Annotated in this window: 17 protein-coding genes; 13 read left to right on the top strand and 4 right to left on the bottom strand. The window is 61.4% G+C overall.

The genetic code is table 11. From position 1 onward, the window contains the following. The first annotated feature begins 6 nt into the window (after window positions 1-6). The 3 genes from BGC09_RS06670 (at window position 7) to BGC09_RS06660 (ending at window position 3,349) form a co-directional block, all read left to right on the top strand. Entirely contained in the window at window positions 7-846 is an 840-nt protein-coding gene (locus tag BGC09_RS06670) for an IclR family transcriptional regulator (RefSeq protein ID WP_069803112.1), read from the top strand. Between the two features lie 106 nt (window positions 847-952). Then, window positions 953-2,341: an MmgE/PrpD family protein gene (locus tag BGC09_RS06665; protein WP_069803111.1), complete on the top strand. Its 1,389-nt coding sequence runs from the start codon at window positions 953-955 to the stop codon at window positions 2,339-2,341. 177 nt (window positions 2,342-2,518) lie between these two features. Next, window positions 2,519-3,349, top strand: coding sequence for a phosphosulfolactate synthase (locus BGC09_RS06660; protein WP_069803110.1), 831 nt, complete (start codon window positions 2,519-2,521; stop codon window positions 3,347-3,349). 353 nt (window positions 3,350-3,702) lie between these two features. Here the strand turns inward: BGC09_RS06660 and BGC09_RS06655 are convergent, their stop codons facing one another. The 3 genes from BGC09_RS06655 to BGC09_RS06640 form a co-directional block, all read right to left on the bottom strand. After that, window positions 3,703-4,035 (bottom strand): hypothetical protein, encoded by a 333-nt coding sequence (locus tag BGC09_RS06655; protein ID WP_069803109.1) that lies wholly within the window; start codon window positions 4,033-4,035, stop codon window positions 3,703-3,705. Window positions 4,036-4,058: 23 nt separating this feature from the next. After that, the gene (locus BGC09_RS06650) at window positions 4,059-5,180 is read right to left on the bottom strand and encodes an alpha/beta hydrolase family protein (protein ID WP_141727665.1); all 1,122 of its coding nucleotides are present in this window, start codon (window positions 5,178-5,180) and stop codon (window positions 4,059-4,061) included. Window positions 5,181-5,770: 590 nt separating this feature from the next. Continuing rightward, window positions 5,771-6,064, bottom strand: coding sequence for a hypothetical protein (locus tag BGC09_RS06640; protein ID WP_069803106.1), 294 nt, complete (start codon window positions 6,062-6,064; stop codon window positions 5,771-5,773). 443 nt (window positions 6,065-6,507) lie between these two features. Here BGC09_RS06640 and BGC09_RS06630 point away from each other — a divergent pair, with 443 nt between their 5' ends. Then, window positions 6,508-7,185, top strand: a complete 678-nt coding sequence (locus tag BGC09_RS06630) for an MEDS domain-containing protein (protein ID WP_069803104.1) — start codon at window positions 6,508-6,510, stop codon at window positions 7,183-7,185. Window positions 7,186-7,350: 165 nt separating this feature from the next. Here BGC09_RS06630 and BGC09_RS06625 read toward each other — a convergent pair whose 3' ends face one another. Further along, window positions 7,351-8,295 carry a cysteine hydrolase family protein gene (locus tag BGC09_RS06625; protein WP_069803103.1) on the bottom strand — a complete coding sequence of 315 codons (945 nt, stop codon included), beginning with the start codon at window positions 8,293-8,295 and terminating at the stop codon, window positions 7,351-7,353. Window positions 8,296-9,113: 818 nt separating this feature from the next. On the opposite strand from BGC09_RS06625, the gene nusA reads away from it, so the two are divergent. The 9 genes from nusA (at window position 9,114) to BGC09_RS06575 (ending at window position 18,857) form a co-directional block, all read left to right on the top strand. Then, window positions 9,114-10,274, top strand: a complete 1,161-nt coding sequence (gene nusA / locus BGC09_RS06620) for a transcription termination factor NusA (protein ID WP_069803102.1) — start codon at window positions 9,114-9,116, stop codon at window positions 10,272-10,274. 370 nt (window positions 10,275-10,644) lie between these two features. Then, window positions 10,645-10,998 (top strand): RNase P modulator RnpM, encoded by a 354-nt coding sequence (gene rnpM, locus BGC09_RS06615; protein WP_218103984.1) that lies wholly within the window; start codon window positions 10,645-10,647, stop codon window positions 10,996-10,998. A gap of 540 nt (window positions 10,999-11,538) precedes the next feature. After that, on the top strand, window positions 11,539-13,995 hold the full coding sequence (infB, locus tag BGC09_RS06605) for a translation initiation factor IF-2 (RefSeq protein WP_176728860.1): 2,457 nt from the start codon (window positions 11,539-11,541) through the stop codon (window positions 13,993-13,995). A gap of 21 nt (window positions 13,996-14,016) precedes the next feature. Further along, window positions 14,017-14,460 (top strand): 30S ribosome-binding factor RbfA, encoded by a 444-nt coding sequence (gene rbfA / locus BGC09_RS06600; protein ID WP_069803100.1) that lies wholly within the window; start codon window positions 14,017-14,019, stop codon window positions 14,458-14,460. Continuing rightward, window positions 14,457-15,515, top strand: coding sequence for a DHH family phosphoesterase (locus tag BGC09_RS06595; RefSeq protein ID WP_069803099.1), 1,059 nt, complete (start codon window positions 14,457-14,459; stop codon window positions 15,513-15,515). The genes rbfA and BGC09_RS06595 overlap by 4 nt, the downstream gene beginning before the upstream one ends. Then, window positions 15,482-16,441: a tRNA pseudouridine(55) synthase TruB gene (truB, locus tag BGC09_RS06590; protein ID WP_069803098.1), complete on the top strand. Its 960-nt coding sequence runs from the start codon at window positions 15,482-15,484 to the stop codon at window positions 16,439-16,441. Before BGC09_RS06595 ends, truB begins: the two co-directional genes overlap by 34 nt. Before the next feature lie 143 nt (window positions 16,442-16,584). Continuing rightward, on the top strand, window positions 16,585-17,526 hold the full coding sequence (locus BGC09_RS06585; RefSeq protein WP_069803097.1) for a bifunctional riboflavin kinase/FAD synthetase: 942 nt from the start codon (window positions 16,585-16,587) through the stop codon (window positions 17,524-17,526). 17 nt (window positions 17,527-17,543) lie between these two features. Next, complete coding sequence (locus tag BGC09_RS06580; protein WP_069803096.1) at window positions 17,544-18,398, top strand: FHA domain-containing protein; 855 nt, start codon at window positions 17,544-17,546, stop codon at window positions 18,396-18,398. Window positions 18,399-18,446: 48 nt separating this feature from the next. Continuing rightward, entirely contained in the window at window positions 18,447-18,857 is a 411-nt protein-coding gene (locus tag BGC09_RS06575; protein WP_176728859.1) for an FHA domain-containing protein, read from the top strand. Window positions 18,858-18,957 lie beyond the last annotated feature (100 nt).

The raw sequence follows: 18,957 nt of genomic DNA, 5'->3' as shown, positions 1-18,957 counted from the left end.
GAAGGAATGCCCTCAGAGGAGGCGCGTGCGACACGGGTCGGGGTCCTGGACAAGGCGATGGCCATTCTAGAGGCCTTCCCGCGGGGGGAGAGCGCTCTCCTGCCCCAGGAAATTGCTGAGAGGACTGGGCTGCCGCTCCCAACAGTCTATCGGCTGGCTCAGGCCCTGGCCGAGCATGGGCTACTTATGAAGGAAGGCTCGCGCTTTCGTCTAGGGCTGACTCTGCTGCGTCTTGGCTTGCTAGTTGCTGAAAGCATTGACGTACGCAGGCAGGCCCTGCCTCATCTCACCTGGCTCAATAGCCAGACAGGAGAGAATGCCGAGCTGCACATTCGTCAGCATGAGGCCAGGGTTGTCATCGAGGTTGTGCGCAGCCCCCACAATTTGCGTCCCTTTGCCGAGATCGGGGCCCCGCTGCCGCTGCATCGCGGTGCTGCCGGTAAGATCTTGCTGGCCTGGCTCCCTGATGAAGAGCGCCTGGCGCTGGCGCATGCCAGCCGCGAGCGCTTTGACAGCGAGCGGGCGGCTGGAGAAAGGGGTTGGGATGTGGGGGGCTTTGTGGCCGAGCTGGAGAGGGTGCGGCGCCAGGGGTGGGCCTACAGTGAAGGAGAGCGGGTTGCCGGAGTGGCGGGCCTGGCTGCTCCCATCTTTGATCGAGGTGGCCAGGTAGTGGCGGCCCTTACGCTCGTCGCACCCGCCGCGCGTCTTGGGCCAGAGCAACGGGAGCGAGCCATTCCTCTGGTCTGTGAAGCCGCGCGACGTGCCTCCTACGATATGGGGCATACCGCCAGTGCCGCTGGCCTTGCCAGCATGGCAAGCTCAGAGCGGCAAGAACAGCGTCACTAGCGCCACAACGGTGTCGGCGCTGAGTCGCCCAGACCTTGAGTGAAGGCGCAGATGAAACCAGCCATTCCCTTTGGGAGTGCTGGCATTGGGAAGGAGGTCAGCAACCATGACGCTCGTTGAAGAGCTAGCGAACTTTGTAGTACGCAGCAGCTATGAGGATATCTCGGCGGAGGCGCGCCGTGAGTTGAAGATTCGCGTGCTCGACTCGCTGGGCTGTGCCATTGGAGCCCTGGAGGGGCGACCTCTGGCTATTTTGCGCGAGCAGATCAAAGACTTCGGGGGAAATCCGCTGTCGACCTTGATTGCGGGAGGCCGCACGGCGCCCGACCGGGCGGCTTTCTACAATGCCGCTCTGGTGCGCTATCTCGACTATAACGATACCTTTATTGCCAAAGGGGAGAGCTGCCATCCCAGCGATAATCTGGGGGCTGTCCTGGCGGCCAGCGAATATGCTGATCGCGGTGGTAAGGACCTCTTGACGGCCCTGGCGGTGGCCTATCAGGTGCAGTGCCGGCTGTCAGAGGTGGCGCCAGTCCGGGCGAAGGGCTTTGACCATACCGTCGAAGGCACCTATGCCGTGGCGGCTGGCGTCTCGCGCGCCCTGGGCCTCGATGCCCAGCGCACAGCCAATGCCATTGCCATCAGCGGTACCGCTTACAACGCCCTGCGCGTGACCCGCACGGGGAGCATCTCCCATTGGAAAGGCCTGGCTTACCCGGCGGTCGCCCATGCTGCTACCCACGCCACCTTCCTGGCCATGCGCGGCATGACCGGGCCGGCTGAGGTCTTTGAAGGCAATAAGGGCTTTATGGAGAGCATCGCCGGACGCTTTACGATCGACTGGTCGCGCGAGAACCTGGAGATTGTCCTGCGCACCAGCATTAAGAAGTACAATGCTGAGTTTCATTCTCAGCCAACCCTGGAAGGTATTCTCCAGCTGCGTGAGCAGCATCAGCTCCGTGCCGATCAGATCGAGCGCATTGAGATCGATACCTTTGATGTAGCCTACCATATCATTGGCGGTGGCGAGGAGGGAGACAAGCGCATTGTGCGCACCAAGGAGGAGGCTGATCATAGCCTCCACTACATGGTGGCGGTGGCTCTGCTCGATGGCAAGGTGACCCCCGAGCAGTATCGACCCGAGCGCATTGCGGCCAGCGATGTGCAGACCCTGCTGCGCAAGATCGAGGTGCGGCCCGCCGACGATCTCAGTGCTCGCTTCCCCGCTGAAATGCCCTGTCGCATCCGGGTCCTGTTGACCGATGGGCGGCGCTATGATCTGGAAATTGCCGACTATCCGGGCTTTTACAGCCGCCCGCTGAGCTGGGAGCAGGCCCTGGAGAAGTTTGAGAGTCTGGCGGCACCCTACACCGACAGCGAGCTGCGGCGCTCCATTGCTGAGACAGCGCAGCATCTGGATGAGGTGCCAGTGCGCCAGCTCACAGCCTTGTTGGCGCAGGTGCGCCTGCCGGCCTCCGGCGGGCCAGCTCTCTAACGCGAGCAGCGCATCAGGCTGGGCAGGCCCGGGCGGGCCAGCAGCCAGAAGACAGTCGAGAGACTGGTCTGACGTGCTGGTCTGTGCTGCGGCCTGCCTCTGCCGCGCTGGCCCGAGTGGTACGCCAGCAAACCTGGCAAGCAATAGTCAGCGAGCGATCAGACAAGGAGGGAGACAATGGCAGAGCGTGGTTTTACCTTCTTACGCATGAATGAGCGGCAGAGCAAGCCGCGGACGCGCGGTATTACTGAGATTCGTGGCCCCTACTACACGGCGATGGGGAAGCGCTACCTGGAGGACGTGCTGGAGACAATGGGCGAGTACGTCGACTCGCTCAAGTACGCCGGCGGCTCTTTCACCCTCATGCCACCCAGGGCGGTACGCGAGCTGAACGAGACCGCCCATCGCTACAATGTGCTGGTCTCGACCGGCGGATTCATCGAGTACGTCCTCACTCAGGGGGCGCAGGCGGTGGATCGCTATATTAAAGAGTGCCGCGATCTGGGCTTCGACATTATTGAGATCTCCAGCGGCTTCATTACCATCCCCATTGATGACTGGCTGCGCCTGGTGGAGAAGGTTCAGAAAGAGGGTCTGAAGGCCAAGCCCGAGGTGGGCATCCAATTCGGCGCTGGTGGGGCGACCAGCGCTGAGGAACTGGAGGCTGAGGGGACGCGCGATGTGGGCTGGGCCATTGCTCAGGCCAGGCGCTTCCTGGAGGCCGGGGCCTACATGATCATGATCGAGTCCGAGGGGATCACAGAGAACGTCAAGACCTGGCGGACCGATGCCGTAGCCAGGATCATCGCCGAGCTTGGCCTTGAGAAGGTGATGTTCGAGGCCGCCGACCCCGAGGTCTTCACCTGGTACATCAAAAACTACGGTCCCGAGGTCAACCTCTTCGTCGATCACAGCCAGATCGTCCAGCTGGAGTGCCTGCGCTCAGGTATCTGGGGCACGAAGAGCGTCTGGGGCCGCATCCTTACCTACAAAGGCGACCAGTCCTGAAGCCTGCACCTCTCTGCTCCCAATGGGAAGCAGGCAGGACCGTGGCCGGCTGGCGTGGTGCGCCAGGCGCCTGACTGCTGAGCAGCGGCAGAGGCTCAGACTCATCAGGCTGCTGGACCCAATGCTCAGGCCACTTGGCCAGCACGCTGTGCGGGGGGAAAGATGCCGCTCCACAGAGCCGCGATCGCCATCAGGCCGGCGGCAATCAACTTCTCGTGGGCCTTCCAAAGCGGAGTGGGATGGGTCTTACCGTTTTCGGAGAGGGGCAAAAGAAAGAGGAGAACGAGCCGAGCGGGCGACCTGGCAGGAGAGGAGCGCCGGACAGGCCTTCTCGTCGCCCGCTCCCTCCATCCTCAGCCAGCAGGCGCCTGGGGTTGCCCCTCCCTGGGAGGGGGCTGCTTCTCAGCAGAAGCGAGCGCCACATGAGAGGCTAACCAGGGGGGGACTGCCAGCGTCACCAGCGCGGAGCAGCCGAGTGCCAGCGCGCTCGCTGCCAGCTTCCCCAGCAGCCAGACCGCCGGCCAGGCCGAAAGCACTGCTCCTGCCATCGCCAGCCCCAAGAGCAACAACCGGAAGCGCCAGCCAGCCTGACGCCAACGCGGGTGAGCCACGCCGCCAAGCAGACCGCAGAGCAGCCCGATCAGCAGCCAGAGACCAGTCAAAGCCAGCGCCAGCCAGAGCGTCATTGCAAACCTCCTGCGCCTCTCTCTCAAGAACCAACGAGCGTGATCTTCCAGACAATAGTTGCCAGGCGGCTGCTATCGCCAAGCACTTGCAGCGGACTGAGACCACTTCGCACCTCAACATGCTGAAAAATTCCAAACTCGGCCATATCGTAGGGATGATGCAGCTGCTGGAGTGCGTCGGCGAAGGCTCGTGTCTCCGTAAACGGCACATAGGCATCGCTGCGGTCGTGCAGCAAGAAGATCGGCGCCTCGATCGCAGACACCACGCTTGCCGGTGAAAGCTGAGCGAGCAGCGCGCGCATCTGTGGAGAAAGGGCCGCCAGATTTGCCGCCACCTGCCCTGGCTGATCGCCAGCTAACAGGTGATAGGCCGCGCGAGTACTGGGAGAGAGCTGCCTCAGCTCCGCTGCAGTCAGCGGCCTGCCGTTCTGAGCGAAAGCGGAGCGCAAAAGAGCCGCCTCGCGAGAAGGGAGAATAGTGCCCAGCGTGTGAGCCAGTGCCTGGAGAGGGACATAGTACGGTGTCCAGGGCTGTGCTCGACCATCTGCCTGTAACTGATGGGTAGCGATGGCCTGTAGCAGCGTCGTGGCCTCAAAGAATCCGCCGAAAGAGAGCACAAAGGCCACCTGCTGGCGAATACGGGGATCGGCAGCCGCGAAGCACGCCAGGGCATTGCCAGCGCTGAAGCCGACCAGGCCAATGTGTGAGGGGTCAATATCGGAGCGCCGGGCCAGCAGCTCAAAGACCTGCACCACCGCGGCGCTATCCGCGCGACGGAGCACGAAGTCAAACAGGGCTGGCGTCCCCACGATGGCCACCACCATCCCATCGCTTGCCAGCGAGCGTGCAAAGTTCACTAACTGGACATCAGCGCGATTATCGCCCAGGCCGGCGATGACCACCACCGCCTGGCGGCGTCCTGGAAGCACAGGAGAGGAGTCAGTAGGGGCATACAGGTCCACATACACAAGACCGGTAGTGGCGGAAGAGAGAGTCGTCCGAGTAAAGTGGATTGGTTCGCCGAAGAGCGAATAGGCAGGTCCTTGCGAAACGCTCAGCAGGGCCGGCAGCAGCAGCCCTGTGCGCAGGCCGGCCCGTCCCCAGGGGGTCAGTGAGAGCACGAGGCCGAACAGCGTCAGGGCCACCAGCAAGCCCTGAGCCAGGCGAGTTCCAAGGGCTGACCTTCTGCAGGGTGGCTGTCGGGAAGAGGCGGGCGAGAGAGCAGGCTCTGCGGAGTCTCTGACTGATAGAGAGGCAGTTGCCGCTGGCTGGCCGTCTGGAGGCAGGGACTCAGGAGTGGAAGAGGCTTCCGACTGAGCACAGGCCAGCTCTCCCCGCGGTCTTGCTGGAAGGACCCCGGCCCTTGTGGGGAAGGACCGGCCCCCTGACCAGGCGCCAAACAACGACAGCAGCGAACTGAGGCGGCTCACAGGCCAGATCGGGGACCAGGCCAATGAGCGGCAGCCAAAAAGCTGCGAGAGTAGTGGGGGCCTCATAGACATGGCCGCCTCCCTCTGAAGCAGAAGCAGGAACGACAGCGCACTTTACAGTCTCAAACGAAAAAGGCCACCCACAAGCAACAGCGCACTCAATTCCTTCTCCGGGCAGAACGGGCCTGGCAGCCGAGACTTGACCCGGCTGCCCATCCTCTCGTCGAGCCATCCCACTCGCCTGGAGAAAGCCCACCCCACGCCCACGCATCACGCTCCGTCTCTCCCAATCATCAACCAACTGCTCAGTCGGCAGCGGCCTCAACCACCACCGGGCCAGTAATCACCTCTTGCGAGACGAGCACCACGGAGCTACCCAGCGTCCCCATCCAGGTGGAAGCCACCTCATCGGCCTCGCGAAGCTGGCGCGGATCGGCAGAGAGATTGATCGTCACCAGCTGGTCCTCGCGATTCAGCACATAGAAGCCCATGAAGCCGGGCAAGCGGCGCACCAGAGGGACCAGGTCCTCCTGAATGCGCCGGATCACAGTAATCACCTTACCACTATCGATACGGTACTTACGAATCGTCCCTTGCATCGTAGTCGTCTTCCTTTCACCAGGTCCAGCAAAAATAGAAGCGAGAGAAGAGAAGGCGAGAACAAGCGCCATGCCTCGTCTCTCTGGGCAGGCAGAGGAGCGGGGCAGGCGTTCACCCAATAGTATAAAGTATGAAAGCAATGAGGGAGGCAGAGCAGGCGACCGCCGGCAAAGCCGTGCTGGCCCAAGCGCAACAGATCCACGGGGAAAGCGCTCCACTGCTGCAACTGGTCGCAGGGCTGCGTACAATATTTCAGGAGAAAGACCAAGGGCATCGGGTGGGAGTAGCAAGCAAGCAAAGAAGAAAAGGATGAGAGGGGTTGGGGAGAGCTTTCCTACTCTTGGCTGAATAGTGGACGCTTCTATATGTGCTAATCCCGCTCCGGTGTGATATGCTTAATGGTGGCAAGCTGGTTAAGAATCGGCATTGTGTGGAGATAGGCATGGACCTGAGTGTTGATGGCAAGTCAGAGCGTATTCCATACAGCTCGCACATCTGTCAGCTTTATAGCAAAGTGACAGAGATCGCCGGGGTCACAGCCCGGCTGCTACGTGCGGGGATTGTCGCATCGGAGAAGTGCCTCTTCGCGGCGGCGCCGGCGCAGGTGCAAGAGCTACGTGAAGAGCTGGTGAAGCTGCAGCTTGACGTAGACGACTTAATTGCCAAAGGGCAGCTCATCCTCTCCACCGATCGGGAGCCGTTTCTCTCCAACGGGAAGCGATTTGACCCTTATTTTTTATTATCCACGCACCAAACCTTTATTACGCAGGCGCTGCGTGATGGCTGGAAAGCGGTAAGAATCTCGATTGACATGACCTGGTTGGCCGGGGAGCTAGCCACGCCCGAGCAGCTCTTAAAATACGAGGCCCTCTGTGATGCGGTCTTTACCTTTCAGAACCGGCCCATCATTGCCCTGATGCATTACGATTACGGGAAATTGCTGCCCAGCCTTGTGGTGGAGATGCTCAAGCTTCATCCTATCTCCGTCGTAGGCAAATTCATCCGGCGCAATCCCTACTATTTGAACTCCGAACAGTACATGATCAAGATCCTGCGAATGCATCGGGAGAAAGAGAAAAAAGAGTCAGGGCCGCCAGAGCGCGGGGGCGGGCGAGACTAGTGAAGGCGAGCAGCAGTGAGCCATGCCTGGCCACACCGGAGCGCGATGAGGTGAGCGGGCGAGCGGGCCAGAGAGGGAGGCCCGGGCCTCATCGCAGCTGGCCTGCTGGTGCGAACGGGCGAGAAGATCGCTCTCGCCTTCGTCCCTCTCCTCGCGTTCTTTCCCTCACGCTGGTAGCTCATCGGTACTGCGCACCAGGTGGACCCCCAGGTGTTCCCAGCGTGCCAGCTCTTCCTCTGCCAGGGCATCGAAATCGATCGTGGGATGCTGAACAGAGCTGATGCAGTCGCGCAGCACGTAGAGGCGCTGCAGCACATCGGGCCGCTGACTGAAGTGCTGAACCAGCTGGCGACCGCTCTCCAGCACACAGTGAGACTTGGCCTCGCCGGCCAGGAAGACGCGATCATGCTGCATAATTGTTTCCAGCAAGGCAGTGTTGAGCTGGCTAGAGGGATCGGAAGGATCGGGCACCTCGGCGCCAAAGATGCCATAAAACTCCGTCCGCGGAGTCAGGCCCTTCACAATATAGTGAGGCTGTGTCTGGCGGGCCGTGCTGTGCCAGGCCAGGGCCTCGCTGAGGGGGGCCACCAGCATATGGCCCAGCGTGCCCTGCATCGTATGGTAGGGCCAGATCATCAGCTCCTTGCGGGCCTGCTGACGCAGGGCCTGCACATAGTGACGTGACCACTCAGGTTCACGGAGGGGGAGCCAGCGACCTTCCTCGACGTCCTCGATAGTGACCGTCGTGAACGGAGCGGGATGCTCACCCGTCTGGGGGTTCTGCCACCAGGTAGGATAGAAGATCTGGAAAGGCAAGTGCGTATCGAGCGAAGCGTAAATCGTGGTAATCCGATCGGCGTGGGCGTAAAACCAGGTCAGCAGGCGCGCGACATCTTCCTGGGCGCCAGGGACGGAGAGCGCGCCGCTGGGATCGACGAAATCATGCTGATAATCGACCAGCACCAGCGCGGTGCGCTCGCGGTCCGTGCTGGCGGGCGCGAGACCCGCCTGGCGCCCGGCCTCGCTGAACTCGGAGATGCGGGCGGCATAAGGGCCTCTGAAGGCATCCTGTGGATCAAAACTTGCTGGAGCCAGAGATCGTTCACTCATCTGTAGACTCCCTCATCCAGACCAACGTCGCGAGGCAGAAGCCACGAAGCAGAGCGTGCCCCCACGAGCAGTGACTGGCCAAAGGGGCGACCTGCTCTGTCTGGGCCTGCGGCCCCCGTCTAGAACAGCAGCGCAGCGAGCGCGGGCGAGGCGAGGCAGCGAGTCCAGCCCGCTACATGAGGAGGGACAAGAGGCCATTCCTCCCCTTGGCCAGCCGGACTCTCGCCAGGCCAGAGAGATAGAGAAAGTGTCAAATCTACACTAAATAGTCATTTAGAGTATAGCCTGTCTTGAGAGAAAAATCAAGGGGAGGGGAAACGAATCGCAAGCTCTTCACCCTGCCTTGCGTTGAAAAAGATGACATGATATAATACTAAAAGATAGGCGCTGGGGACCGCAGACTTCAGGGAGGGAGGAAGGAATGCGTCTTCCGGCCTGCCGTCTGTAAGGGGTTGACGCCTTAGTCCCTCTGGTGCTCTCTTCATGCCTGTGAGGCCAGAGGTACTGACCTGTGGTCAGCAACCGTTTCGCCTCACCTCGTGCGGGGGGATGGGTCAACCCGGCGACGTGCTACATCCTGCTATACTGTCCTATGCTGTGGGACAGTGGGCTGTTGTCAATCAGCCCCGGAGCCCGAGCTGACCAGGCTGCGGGCAAGCCCCCGGCTTCTGTCGTGGGGTCATTGGCAGAACATAAAGGAACCTTGAGAAAAGTGGGGGCCCCCCACTTTTCTGCTTGCCAGGGACTTTTTCTTTGCACTCGAACAACTTACAGTAAGTGTCTACTGGGCGACCAGCGAGCGGGAGGGAGAAGGCATCATGAGAAGCGAATTTCAGGCTGCTATTGCGCAGTTGATTGCCGAAAAAGGATTGCCCCGCGAAGTGGTCATGGAGACCGTGGCCAATGCCCTCTTATCAGCCTACCGCAAGAGCTTCGGGGGCGGGGATAATGTGCGCATCGAGGTGGACAAGAACGGCGAGGTCCACGTTTGGACCACCAAGCGAGTGGTTGCCCAGGTCAAAGATCCCAATGAGGAAATCTCGCTGGCGGAGGCCCAGCGCCTCATTCCGAAGGCCGCCCTGGGGCAAACGATTGAAGTGGATTCATCGCATATCTTTGAGCGCATTCCTACCCAGACGGCCAAGCAGGTCATCCTGCAGCGCATTCGCGAGGCCGAGCATGAGCATCTCTACGAGCAGCTCAAGGAGTGGGTGGGCGAGATCCGGCTGGGCACGATCACACGCCGTGATCCAGCGCGTGGGTGGGTGCTTGACTTCGATCTCGACCGTGTCGATAAGGTCGAGGGGTTGATGCCTTTCAGCGAAGAGGTGCCCAGCGAGCACTATCGGGTCGGCCAGCGGCTGCGCGTCTATATTGTCGATGTGCGCCGTGTCCAGGGGCGGCTCTTGCAGATTGTGGCCTCGCGCTCCCATCGCGACCTGGTGCGGCGGCTCTTCGAGGCCGAGGTGCCCGAGATTTACGAGGGCATGGTCGAGATCAAAGCCATTGCCCGCGAGCCAGGTAGCCGGACCAAAGTGGCGGTGGTTGCTCACCAGGAGGGCCTGGACCCCATCGGCTCCTGTGTCGGGGTACGGGGATCGCGCATCAATAATATTGTGCGCGAGCTGAACGATGAGAAGATCGACATTATCCTGTGGAACCCCGATCCGGCGACCTTCGTGGCGAATGCTCTCAGCCCCGTGAAGCCTCTGCGTGTCGAGCTGCGGGAGGCCGAACGCACCGCCCAGGTGGTGGTAGCCGAGAAGCAGCTTTCTCTTGCCATCGGCAAGGATGGGCAGAACGCGCGCCTGGCCGCCAAGCTCACTGGCTGGCGCGTCGATGTGGTCAAGCCTGCCGAGGGCGAGGTCTATGAGGAACCTGTTGAGGAAGCCATCTCTTCCGTCAGCGCCCGCCGTGACCGTGGACGCCATGACGGTGGCAGACGCTCTTCCTCGTCACGCAGCGGCAAGTATCGCTAAAGGACTGCCGGCCTGCCTGCTAGCCTGCCTGCGGCACCTTCACCTTGCCTGCCTGTCGGCCTCCTGAAGCTTGCTCACTAGCTTGCTGGCCCGTGTCGGTCTGGCTGGCCTGCGACCTGCCTGCGGCACAAGTAGGCCCTGTATCTCTCGGCCTTCTCTTCTCCTCCCCCGGCAGGCTCTCATCTGGCCTATCCAGAGAAAGGCCAGCGAAGAAGTAGGCGTAGGGGGGCGTAGGGAAGCAGGGATGGGCTGCAGCAAGCCTGGCCGAGGCAGCGCAATTTGATCAGCACGAGGCCTCTCCGTGGCTGCGGCTGGCAGGCATCGCTGAGCAGCATATTGACAAGAGAAGAAAGGGTAGGAGTAGCATCTCATGATGGCCAAAGCTGCTAAGGGAGGGCGCCAGAAGCACGTTCCGCTACGTACCTGTATTGCCTGCCGCGAGACCAGGCCAAAGCGGGAGCTATTGCGCATTGTGCGCACACCCGAGGGGCGAATTCTCCTCGACCCGACCAGTAAGAAGTCCGGGCGTGGAGCCTATCTCTGCGCTCGCTATTCCTGCTGGCAGAAGGCGCTCAGGGTGAAAAAAACGGGTGATCGCTGCCTGCTAGAGCATGAGTTTGAGCAGCCGCTCTCTGCCGAGGATCGTGCGGCACTGGAGGAGTACCTGGCCACGTTGCCACGGGAGGAGCAACCTCCCAGCGGTCTTGTCAGGCCCGTGCCGTGACCGTCTAAGCTCCTGGCTCATCTGGTCTCCCTGCCCGGCTCATCTGGCACACGGCACGGCAGGGCGAGAGGGAGGGCCAGGGAGAAAATTGGCTACAGGCTCAACCGTAGCGGGTTGCAAGGGTCCAGCGAGTAGGCTATACTGAAGAAAAGTTCGCAGCTTCCTGAATCCTTTGTTACCATGTCCCGAGCAGGGAAACGGGAAGCCAGTGGGCGCTTTCCTTGTTATCATTGTTGTATGTGTCACGCAATCTTGACTCTTCTTTACAGAGACACAGCCCCTCGTCTACAGGGCAGACGTGGTGCGCCAATGTTTGCGGAGCAAGGGCTATGCTAGGATAAACCATAGCAGCAACTACGCCAGAGTGCGCAGACTGAGACAAACATGCCTGGCCTGCATTAGCGAGGGCTGTCTCCTCCTTTCACCTGTATGGCGCCTGCCTTTGGGGAAGGGAAGGTGACAGTCCTTTGTTGTGGCTGTGAAGAGAGGTCTCCACCGCCAATTGTGGCGCATCATTCTCGACAGAAGGGAGTCTTCTTCATGAGAAATACATCTGAATCAACCACGAATACCAACGAGCAGGCGAAGGCAGCGACGACGCGCAGCCGTACCGGCACTCGCCCGAAAACTGAGAACGCCACACAGGGCGGTCAGGAACGTTCGACCAAGCCAGGCCCCCAAGGTGCCCAGCGCCGTAATGCGCCGCCGGCGGGTGCGCCTCCGGCGCGCAGTCAGCCGCAGCACCAGCAGCATCAACAGCATCAACAGCACCAGCAGCATCAACAGCACCAACATGGTGGCGGTGTGGGTCAGCCGTCGCAGCAGGGTGGGGCAGGGGCAGCGCCCGTTCAGGCCCAACGGCCAGGGCCTGGGAACGGTCAGCGCAGTCAGCGGCCTGGGGGAGGGCCACAGTCCCAGCGGTCTCCCTTGCCTGCAGGTGGAGGAGCGGCCAGATCAGCAGGGGGGGGAGGAGCTTTCAGCGGTGGAGTATCTGGGGGAGCGGCGGCCACTCGTGGCGGTGGGGTATCTGGAGGGGTCACTGCCGCGCGTGGCGGTGGGCACACTGGGGCGGGTCCCGCAGCTGGAGGTGGAGCTGGGACTCATGCCCCGGCGCCGGCCTCATCGGCCTCGCGGCCTGGTGCCCGTTCCCGTCCTGGAGGAGGACGGCCTGGCTCCTCGGCTCAGCGCAGCCATGAGCGGCATGGCAGCCTCGTCAAGGAGAGGCCCCCGACCGGCCCGGTGGCTATTCCACCGCAGATTGTCGTCAGGGACCTGGCCGAGCTTCTGCATGCAACGCCTACGGAGATCATCCGTCACCTGATCAAGCATCACATCTTTGCCAGCATTAATCAGGTGGTCGATTTCGAGCAGGCGGCTCTGGTCGCGCGCGATCTTGGCTTTGAGCCGATGCCGCAGGTCATCTCGCCGACGAGCACCAGCCTGCAGCAGGGAGCGCTGCCGACCAGTGCCGTCTTGCAGGCGGCGCGCGAAGACAAGAATACCGTGCCTATTCCACCGGTGGTCACCATTATGGGCCATGTTGACCACGGGAAAACCACGCTGCTCGACATGATCCGTAAGACCCGTGTGGCTGCCGAAGAGGCCGGCGGGATCACTCAGCATATTGGGGCCTATCAGGTGGAGGTCAAAGGGAAAAAGATCACCTTCCTCGATACACCTGGCCATGAGGCTTTCACCGCTATGCGTGCGCGTGGGGCGCAGGTTACCCACATTGCCGTCATTGTGGTCGCTGCCGATGATGGGGTGATGCCGCAGACCCGTGAGGCCATTGATCACGCTCGCGCGGCCAACGTACCGATCATCATCGCCATCAACAAGATCGACAAGCCGACGGCCAACCCTGATCTGGTCAAACAGCAGCTTGCTGAGATCGGTGTGATCGTCGAAGACTACGGCGGTGACACGGTCTGCGTCCCCATCTCGGCCCGCACGGGGGCCGGCATCGACGAGCTGTTAGAGATGATCCTGCTCGTAGCTGAGATGCAGGACCTGCGCGCGAACCCGAATCGCCCGGCTGTAGGCGTAGTCATCGAAGCCAAGCTGGAGAAGAGCACCGGCCCCATGGCCACTATCCTGGTCCAGGAAGGGACCCTCAAAATGGGCGACTATATTGTCGTCGGGCCGTTGGCGGGCAAGGTACGCGCTATGTTCAACGACCGTGGCAAGCGCATTCAGAAGGCGCCTCCCAGCACGCCGGTGAGCATCCTTGGCCTGCCCGAGGTACCACAGCCCGGCGATCGCCTCGAAGTCGTGCCTGACGAGCGCACAGCCAAGCAGCGCGCGGCAGAGATCGCTGAGCAGCGCCGGGCCGAGAGCAGCTTGCCAGGGCATGTCAGCCTCGACACCCTCTATATGCAGATGCAGGAAGGAAGGACCAAAGAGCTGAATCTCGTCCTCAAGTGCGATGTTCAGGGAACGGTCGAGGCGATCAAGAATGCCTTGCTCAAGCTGGGCGAGGAGAAGATCAAGCTGCACCTGATCCACGAGGGCGTTGGCAATATCACGGAGACCGACGTCCATCTGGCTGCCGCTTCCGGCGCCATCATTATCGGCTTCAACGTCAAGGCCGATAACGCAGCTCTGCGTCAGGCTCAGAAAGAGGGCGTCGAGATCCGCTATTATGATGTGATCTACCAGCTGATCGAAGACATCGAGGCCGCCCTCAAGGGCCTGCTGGAACCAACCTATCACGAGGTGGTCGAGGGCCATGCCGAGGTGCTGCAGCTCTTCCGCAGCGGCAAGAATACCGTGATCGCCGGCTGCCGGGTCACGGATGGCAAGATTACCCGCGCTTCACAGGTGCGTGTGCTGCGTAACGGAGCGAAGGTGCACGAGAGTCGCGTGGCCTCGTTGCGGCGTGGCAAAGATGATGTGCGTGAAGTGGCCGCCGGTTACGAATGTGGTATGATCATTGAAGGCTTCAGTAGCGTGCAAATTGGCGATATCATTGAAGCCTTCAGACAGGAAAAGGATTGAGGCCCAGGAAGGGGATAGATCATGCCAAACCTGTATCGCCAGGAAAAGCTGGGTGAGTTGATTGCCGAGGAACTCAGCGATCTGCTACGCACGCGCATGAAAGACCCGCGCATCGGCTTTGTCAGCATTACGCGGGTAGAGGTCAGCGGTGATCTGGCCCACGCCAAGGTCTATGTCAGTGTGCTGGGCAGCGATGAGGAACGCCACAATACGATGGCTGCCCTCAAGCGCGCTACCGGCTTTCTGCGCCATGAGCTGGCGGGCCGTCTCGTGCTGCGCCATGTGCCCGAGCTGGTCTTCAAGCTGGATCTCTCTCTGGAGAAAGGGGCCCAGGTCATGGAGCTGATCAAGCAGATCGAGCAAGAGCATGCTCAGCAGCAGCCAGGATCTCAGGCTGGTTCGCCTGCTCAGCCGGACGCGGAAGAAGAGCAAGGTCAGACCTCTGATTCAATGGAGGCGGAATGAGCGCATCTGCGACTGCTCTGGCATCTCAGCTACCGGCGGACCAGGTGGAGCGCGCGTTGACCTTGCTGCGTCCGGCCCGGCGTGTGGCCTTGCTGGCCCATGAGCATCCCGATGGGGACTGTCTCGGCTCTGCTCTGGGACTGGCGCATATGCTCTGGGCCCTGGGCAAAGGCGCGGTGCCCTGTTGTGCCGACCCGCCGCCACGGGCTTTCTCCTTCCTTCCCGCTCAGGAGCGCTTTCAGCAGGACCTGGGGGATGAGGATTTCGATCTCGTGATAGCGCTCGATGCCGGAGAACTGCCGCGTTTTGGCAGCCTCTACGAGCGCCATCGCTCCTTCCTGGAGCGGGTGCCGCTGCTCAATATTGATCACCACATCAGCAGCATGGGCTGTGGGCAGGTGACGATCATCGACCCAACGGCGGCGGCTACGGCGGAGCTGCTGGTCCTCTTCCAACAGCAGGCTCAGCTGCCGCTGACGCCCGAAGCGGCGCTCTGTTTGCTGACAGGCTTGATGACCGATACTGGCTCGTTCCAATTCCCCAGCACCACGTCTCGAACGTTGGAGGCGGCGGCCCTGCTGCTGCGAGCTGGAGCCTCTCCCGAGCCAATCGCTCAGGCTGTCTTTCGGACCCATCCGCTGGCCCAAGAGCGCCTGCGCGCCAGGGTCCTGCTGCAAGCGCAGACGGCCTGTGATGGACAGCTGATCTGGTCGTGGGCCAGCGATGCCACCCTGGCCGAGACCGGAGCCTTGCCAGAGATGGATGACAATCTGGCCGGCCTGCTCCGTGATATCGAAGGAGTGAGAATTGCGGCTTTCTTCAAGAGCTACGGCGACCCGGGCACGACGCGCCTGAGCTTGCGCTGCGCGGCTCCCTATAACGCCGCAGAGATCTGCCAGCGCCTGGGGCGTGGCGGTGGCCATGCCCGTGCCGCAGGCGCCACGCTTGATCTGCCGTTGGAGCAGGCGATCCCCTTTGTTGTGGCCAGGCTGGAAGCTGAGCTACGGCGGGGAAAGGAGCAATGGACGGCATCCTCAACATCAACAAGCCCGTAGGTCTCACCTCGCACGATGTCGTCGCGCGCGTGCGTCGTCTCCTGCACCAACAGCGCGTAGGCCATGCTGGGACGCTGGACCCCCTGGCTCGTGGGGTGCTACCCATCTGCGTTGGCCTCGCCACGCGCGTGGCCGACTATCTCAGCGAGAGCGGTAAAGCCTATCAGGCCGAGATTGTCCTGGGAAGAGAGACCGACACCTATGATCGCGAGGGGCGGCTTCTTAACGAGCGGCCAGTGCCGGATTTCACCCGTGAGCAGCTTGAGAGCGTCCTGAGCACCTTTCTCGGGCCGCAGCTGCAGGTACCCCCGCCTTACTCGGCCATCAAGCTCCAGGGGGAGCCGGCCTATCGTCGCGCCCGGGCTGGGGAAAGCCTCAAGCTGGAGGCTCGTCCAGTTGTGATCGAGCGCCTTGTTCTCCTCGCCTGGGAGAAGCCGCGGCTCCTGCTCGAGATCGAGTGCAGCAAGGGAACCTATATTCGCTCGCTGGCCCACGACCTGGGCCAGCGCCTCGGCTGTGGAGCGTCTCTGAACGCCTTGCTACGGACGCGCAGCGGACCTTTGACTCTGCAGGAGAGCATTACCCTGGAGCAGCTGGCCGAGGCCGTGGAGAGCGGTCACCTTGCGCACTATCTTCGGCCACTGGATATTGCTCTCCAGCATTACCCGGCGCTCGTCGTCGACGCCAAAACCCTGCAGCGGGTCCTGCACGGGAACAGCTTTCGCGCCCCTGGGCCAGAGTCTGGCCCCTTGCCTGCTCGGGCCTCTCTCCCAGGCTGGCGAGAGAACGCTTCCCGGCAGGAAGAACAGCCACGACTGGCGCGCGTCTGCGACGAGCAGGGGAGAACCTGGGCCTTAGCTGCCTGGAAGCCAGAGCTGCAGCTCTGGCAGCCGACGCGGGTCTTTGGACCCGAACGACGCTCTTGAGCGGGACGGCGACGGCGGGCAATTCCCCCAGGCTGGTTAAGAAAGCGCGCGATTGTTGCCTGACCACTAGAGCTGTGATACTATTAAAACGCCCGCTGCGGGTGCGACACTGAGCAGAACGTAAAGGGCCACCACTATTCATTATGAACTATCAAACCACCGTAACCGCGCAGGAACCAATCGTCATTACCATCGGGAACTTCGATGGCATTCATAGAGGACACCAGCGCCTGCTCCATGAGCTGCGAGCATTGGCGGCGACCCTGGGCAGTAAACCGGTACTGCTGACCTTTGAACCGCATACGCTGGCGGTCGTACGGCCCCATGTGCCACTCCAGTGCCTGACCTCGCTGGAGGAGAAGCTGGCTCTGGCACGGCGCTATGGCGGGGTAGAGGACTACATTGTGGTGCAGTTTACGCCGCAAGTGGCAGCCATGCCGGCGCGCCAGTTTCTCAATGAGCTGCGTGCTGCCTTTAACCTGAAAGGGCTTGTGGTAGGCGAAAACTTCAGTCTGGGGCACAATCGTGAGGGAGATATCGCCTTCCTGCAAGGCTATGGCGCAGAGCATGGGCTGGTGGTCCGCGCGCTCCCGCTGGAGGAGATTCGTGGGGTGCGCGTGAGTAGTACCGAGATTCGCGCGCTCGTCAGCGCAGGTCGCATCGCCGAAGCCGCCGAGCTGCTTGGACATCCCTTACTTTTGAGCGGCGTCGTGGTACACGGCGATCATCGTGGCCGGCTGTTGGGATTCCCAACGGCCAATCTTGTGCCGGAACCCTATCGCCTGCTGCCGGCCAATGGCATCTACGCGGCGCGGGTGGCGGTGGAGGAGGAGGCGGGAATGTGTGACGTGTTTTCTTCTCCTCACGTCTATAAGAGTGCGGTCAGCGTCGGGATTCGTCCCAATTTCCCCAGCGAGCGCCCACTGGTGGAGGCGTACCTGCTGGATGTCGAGCTTGATCTCTACGGCAAGCGCATTCTCGTAGAATTCATCGCCCGATTACGCGATGAACGGCGTTTTGACAGTATAGAAGCCTTGAAGGCGCAGATGGCCGCCGATGTGGAGCAGGTTCGGCAGATTCTATAAAGGGAGCGTGAGCCAGGGTGAAAACGCGCCAGAATCCACTCTCACGGTTTGAAGCCTTTATGCAGCGGCTGATCGAGGGGCCGTTTGCTTTTCTCTTCCCTTCGCGACTGGAGCCGGTGGAGGTGGCTCGCAAGCTGGAGCGGGCGATGGAGGATAACGTCTTCCAGGGGGTGGATCGCCTGCTGGCACCCAACGTCTACGATATTTACCTGAGTATCAAGGACCATCAGCGTTTCGCTCCCAGCCAGGCGATTCTGGTTCGCGAGTGGCAGGAGGATCTGGTGAATCTGGCTCGCCAACGACACTATACCCTGCGCTCCAATCCGGTGCTGCGCCTCCATGCCGACAGTACCTTGCGCCCGGGCCTGGTGCGCATCGAAGCCGAGCTGGTCGACCGGCAGCATCGGACTGGCGATCCCAGCGTCGACGGCGAGGTGATGGAGACCCAGGCGCTGAGCGCCGAACAGCTTGCGCAGCTGCGGGCCCAGTTGCAGTCTGGCCAATTGTTACCTGGCATCGACGCCCCCGCCGGCTCGTCGATGAGTGGCCTGGCTACAGCACGCCCTGCCCCCCCAATGCCACAGGCCTGGCTCACCATTCGCGTGCCCCAGGGCCAGCAGGTCTATCGCATCGAGAAGCCAGTCGTCAATATCGGCAGACAGCTCAATAACGATATTATTGTGGAAGATAAGCGCGTCTCTCGCTACCATGCGCAAATCAAATATCAGCCCAATGGACAGTTTATGCTCTTCGATCTCGGTAGCACCAACGGAATCACGGTGAATGGGATGCCCGGGGTACGGCAGCATACCCTGCGCAGCGGTGATCGTTTCACCATTGGAAGCTACGATTTCTACTTCGAGCGAAGGTAGGGACACTGACTCATGCCTTTGGATGTCTTTTTATTGATATTAAGGATCTTGCTGCTCATCCTTCTCTACCTCTTTTTGATGCAGGTTGTGCTAACGATCTCCCGTGATCTGCGCAGGACGGCGGCCATGGGCAGTGAGGTGGGGGGGCACACGCCGCCGGTGGTTGGGCATCTGGTGGTAGTCGACAGTGGTCCCAGCAATCTGCTGCCGGGGACGCGCTTTGACCTGATGCCGCAGACAACAATTGGGCGTGGTCCTACTAACACGATCCAGTTGCCCTACCCCTTTATTTCTGCTGAGCATACACGGCTCTGGTATCGCAATGGCGTCTGGTATGTTCAGGATGCCGGTAGCGTCAATGGCACCTTTCTGAATAGCAAACCGGCCCGTGAGCCGTTGCCCGCCCGGCCTGGTGATCTGATCCAGATCGGGCCGGTCTCTTTTAAGCTCACGCCCTAGCTCGCAGGGTCTGCTCAATCCTTCCCTCGCTGATCCTCGCCGGCTGGCTCGGTTGGTCGGTTGAGGGCATGCTGGTTGGTTGGCTGCGACCTGGCTGGCT

Source organism: Thermogemmatispora onikobensis (genome assembly GCF_001748285.1).
Classification (GTDB): Bacteria; Chloroflexota; Ktedonobacteria; order Ktedonobacterales; family Ktedonobacteraceae; genus Thermogemmatispora; species Thermogemmatispora onikobensis.
The sequence above is the reverse complement of the archived record's forward strand: the minus strand, read 5'-3'. Positions and strand labels throughout refer to the sequence as shown.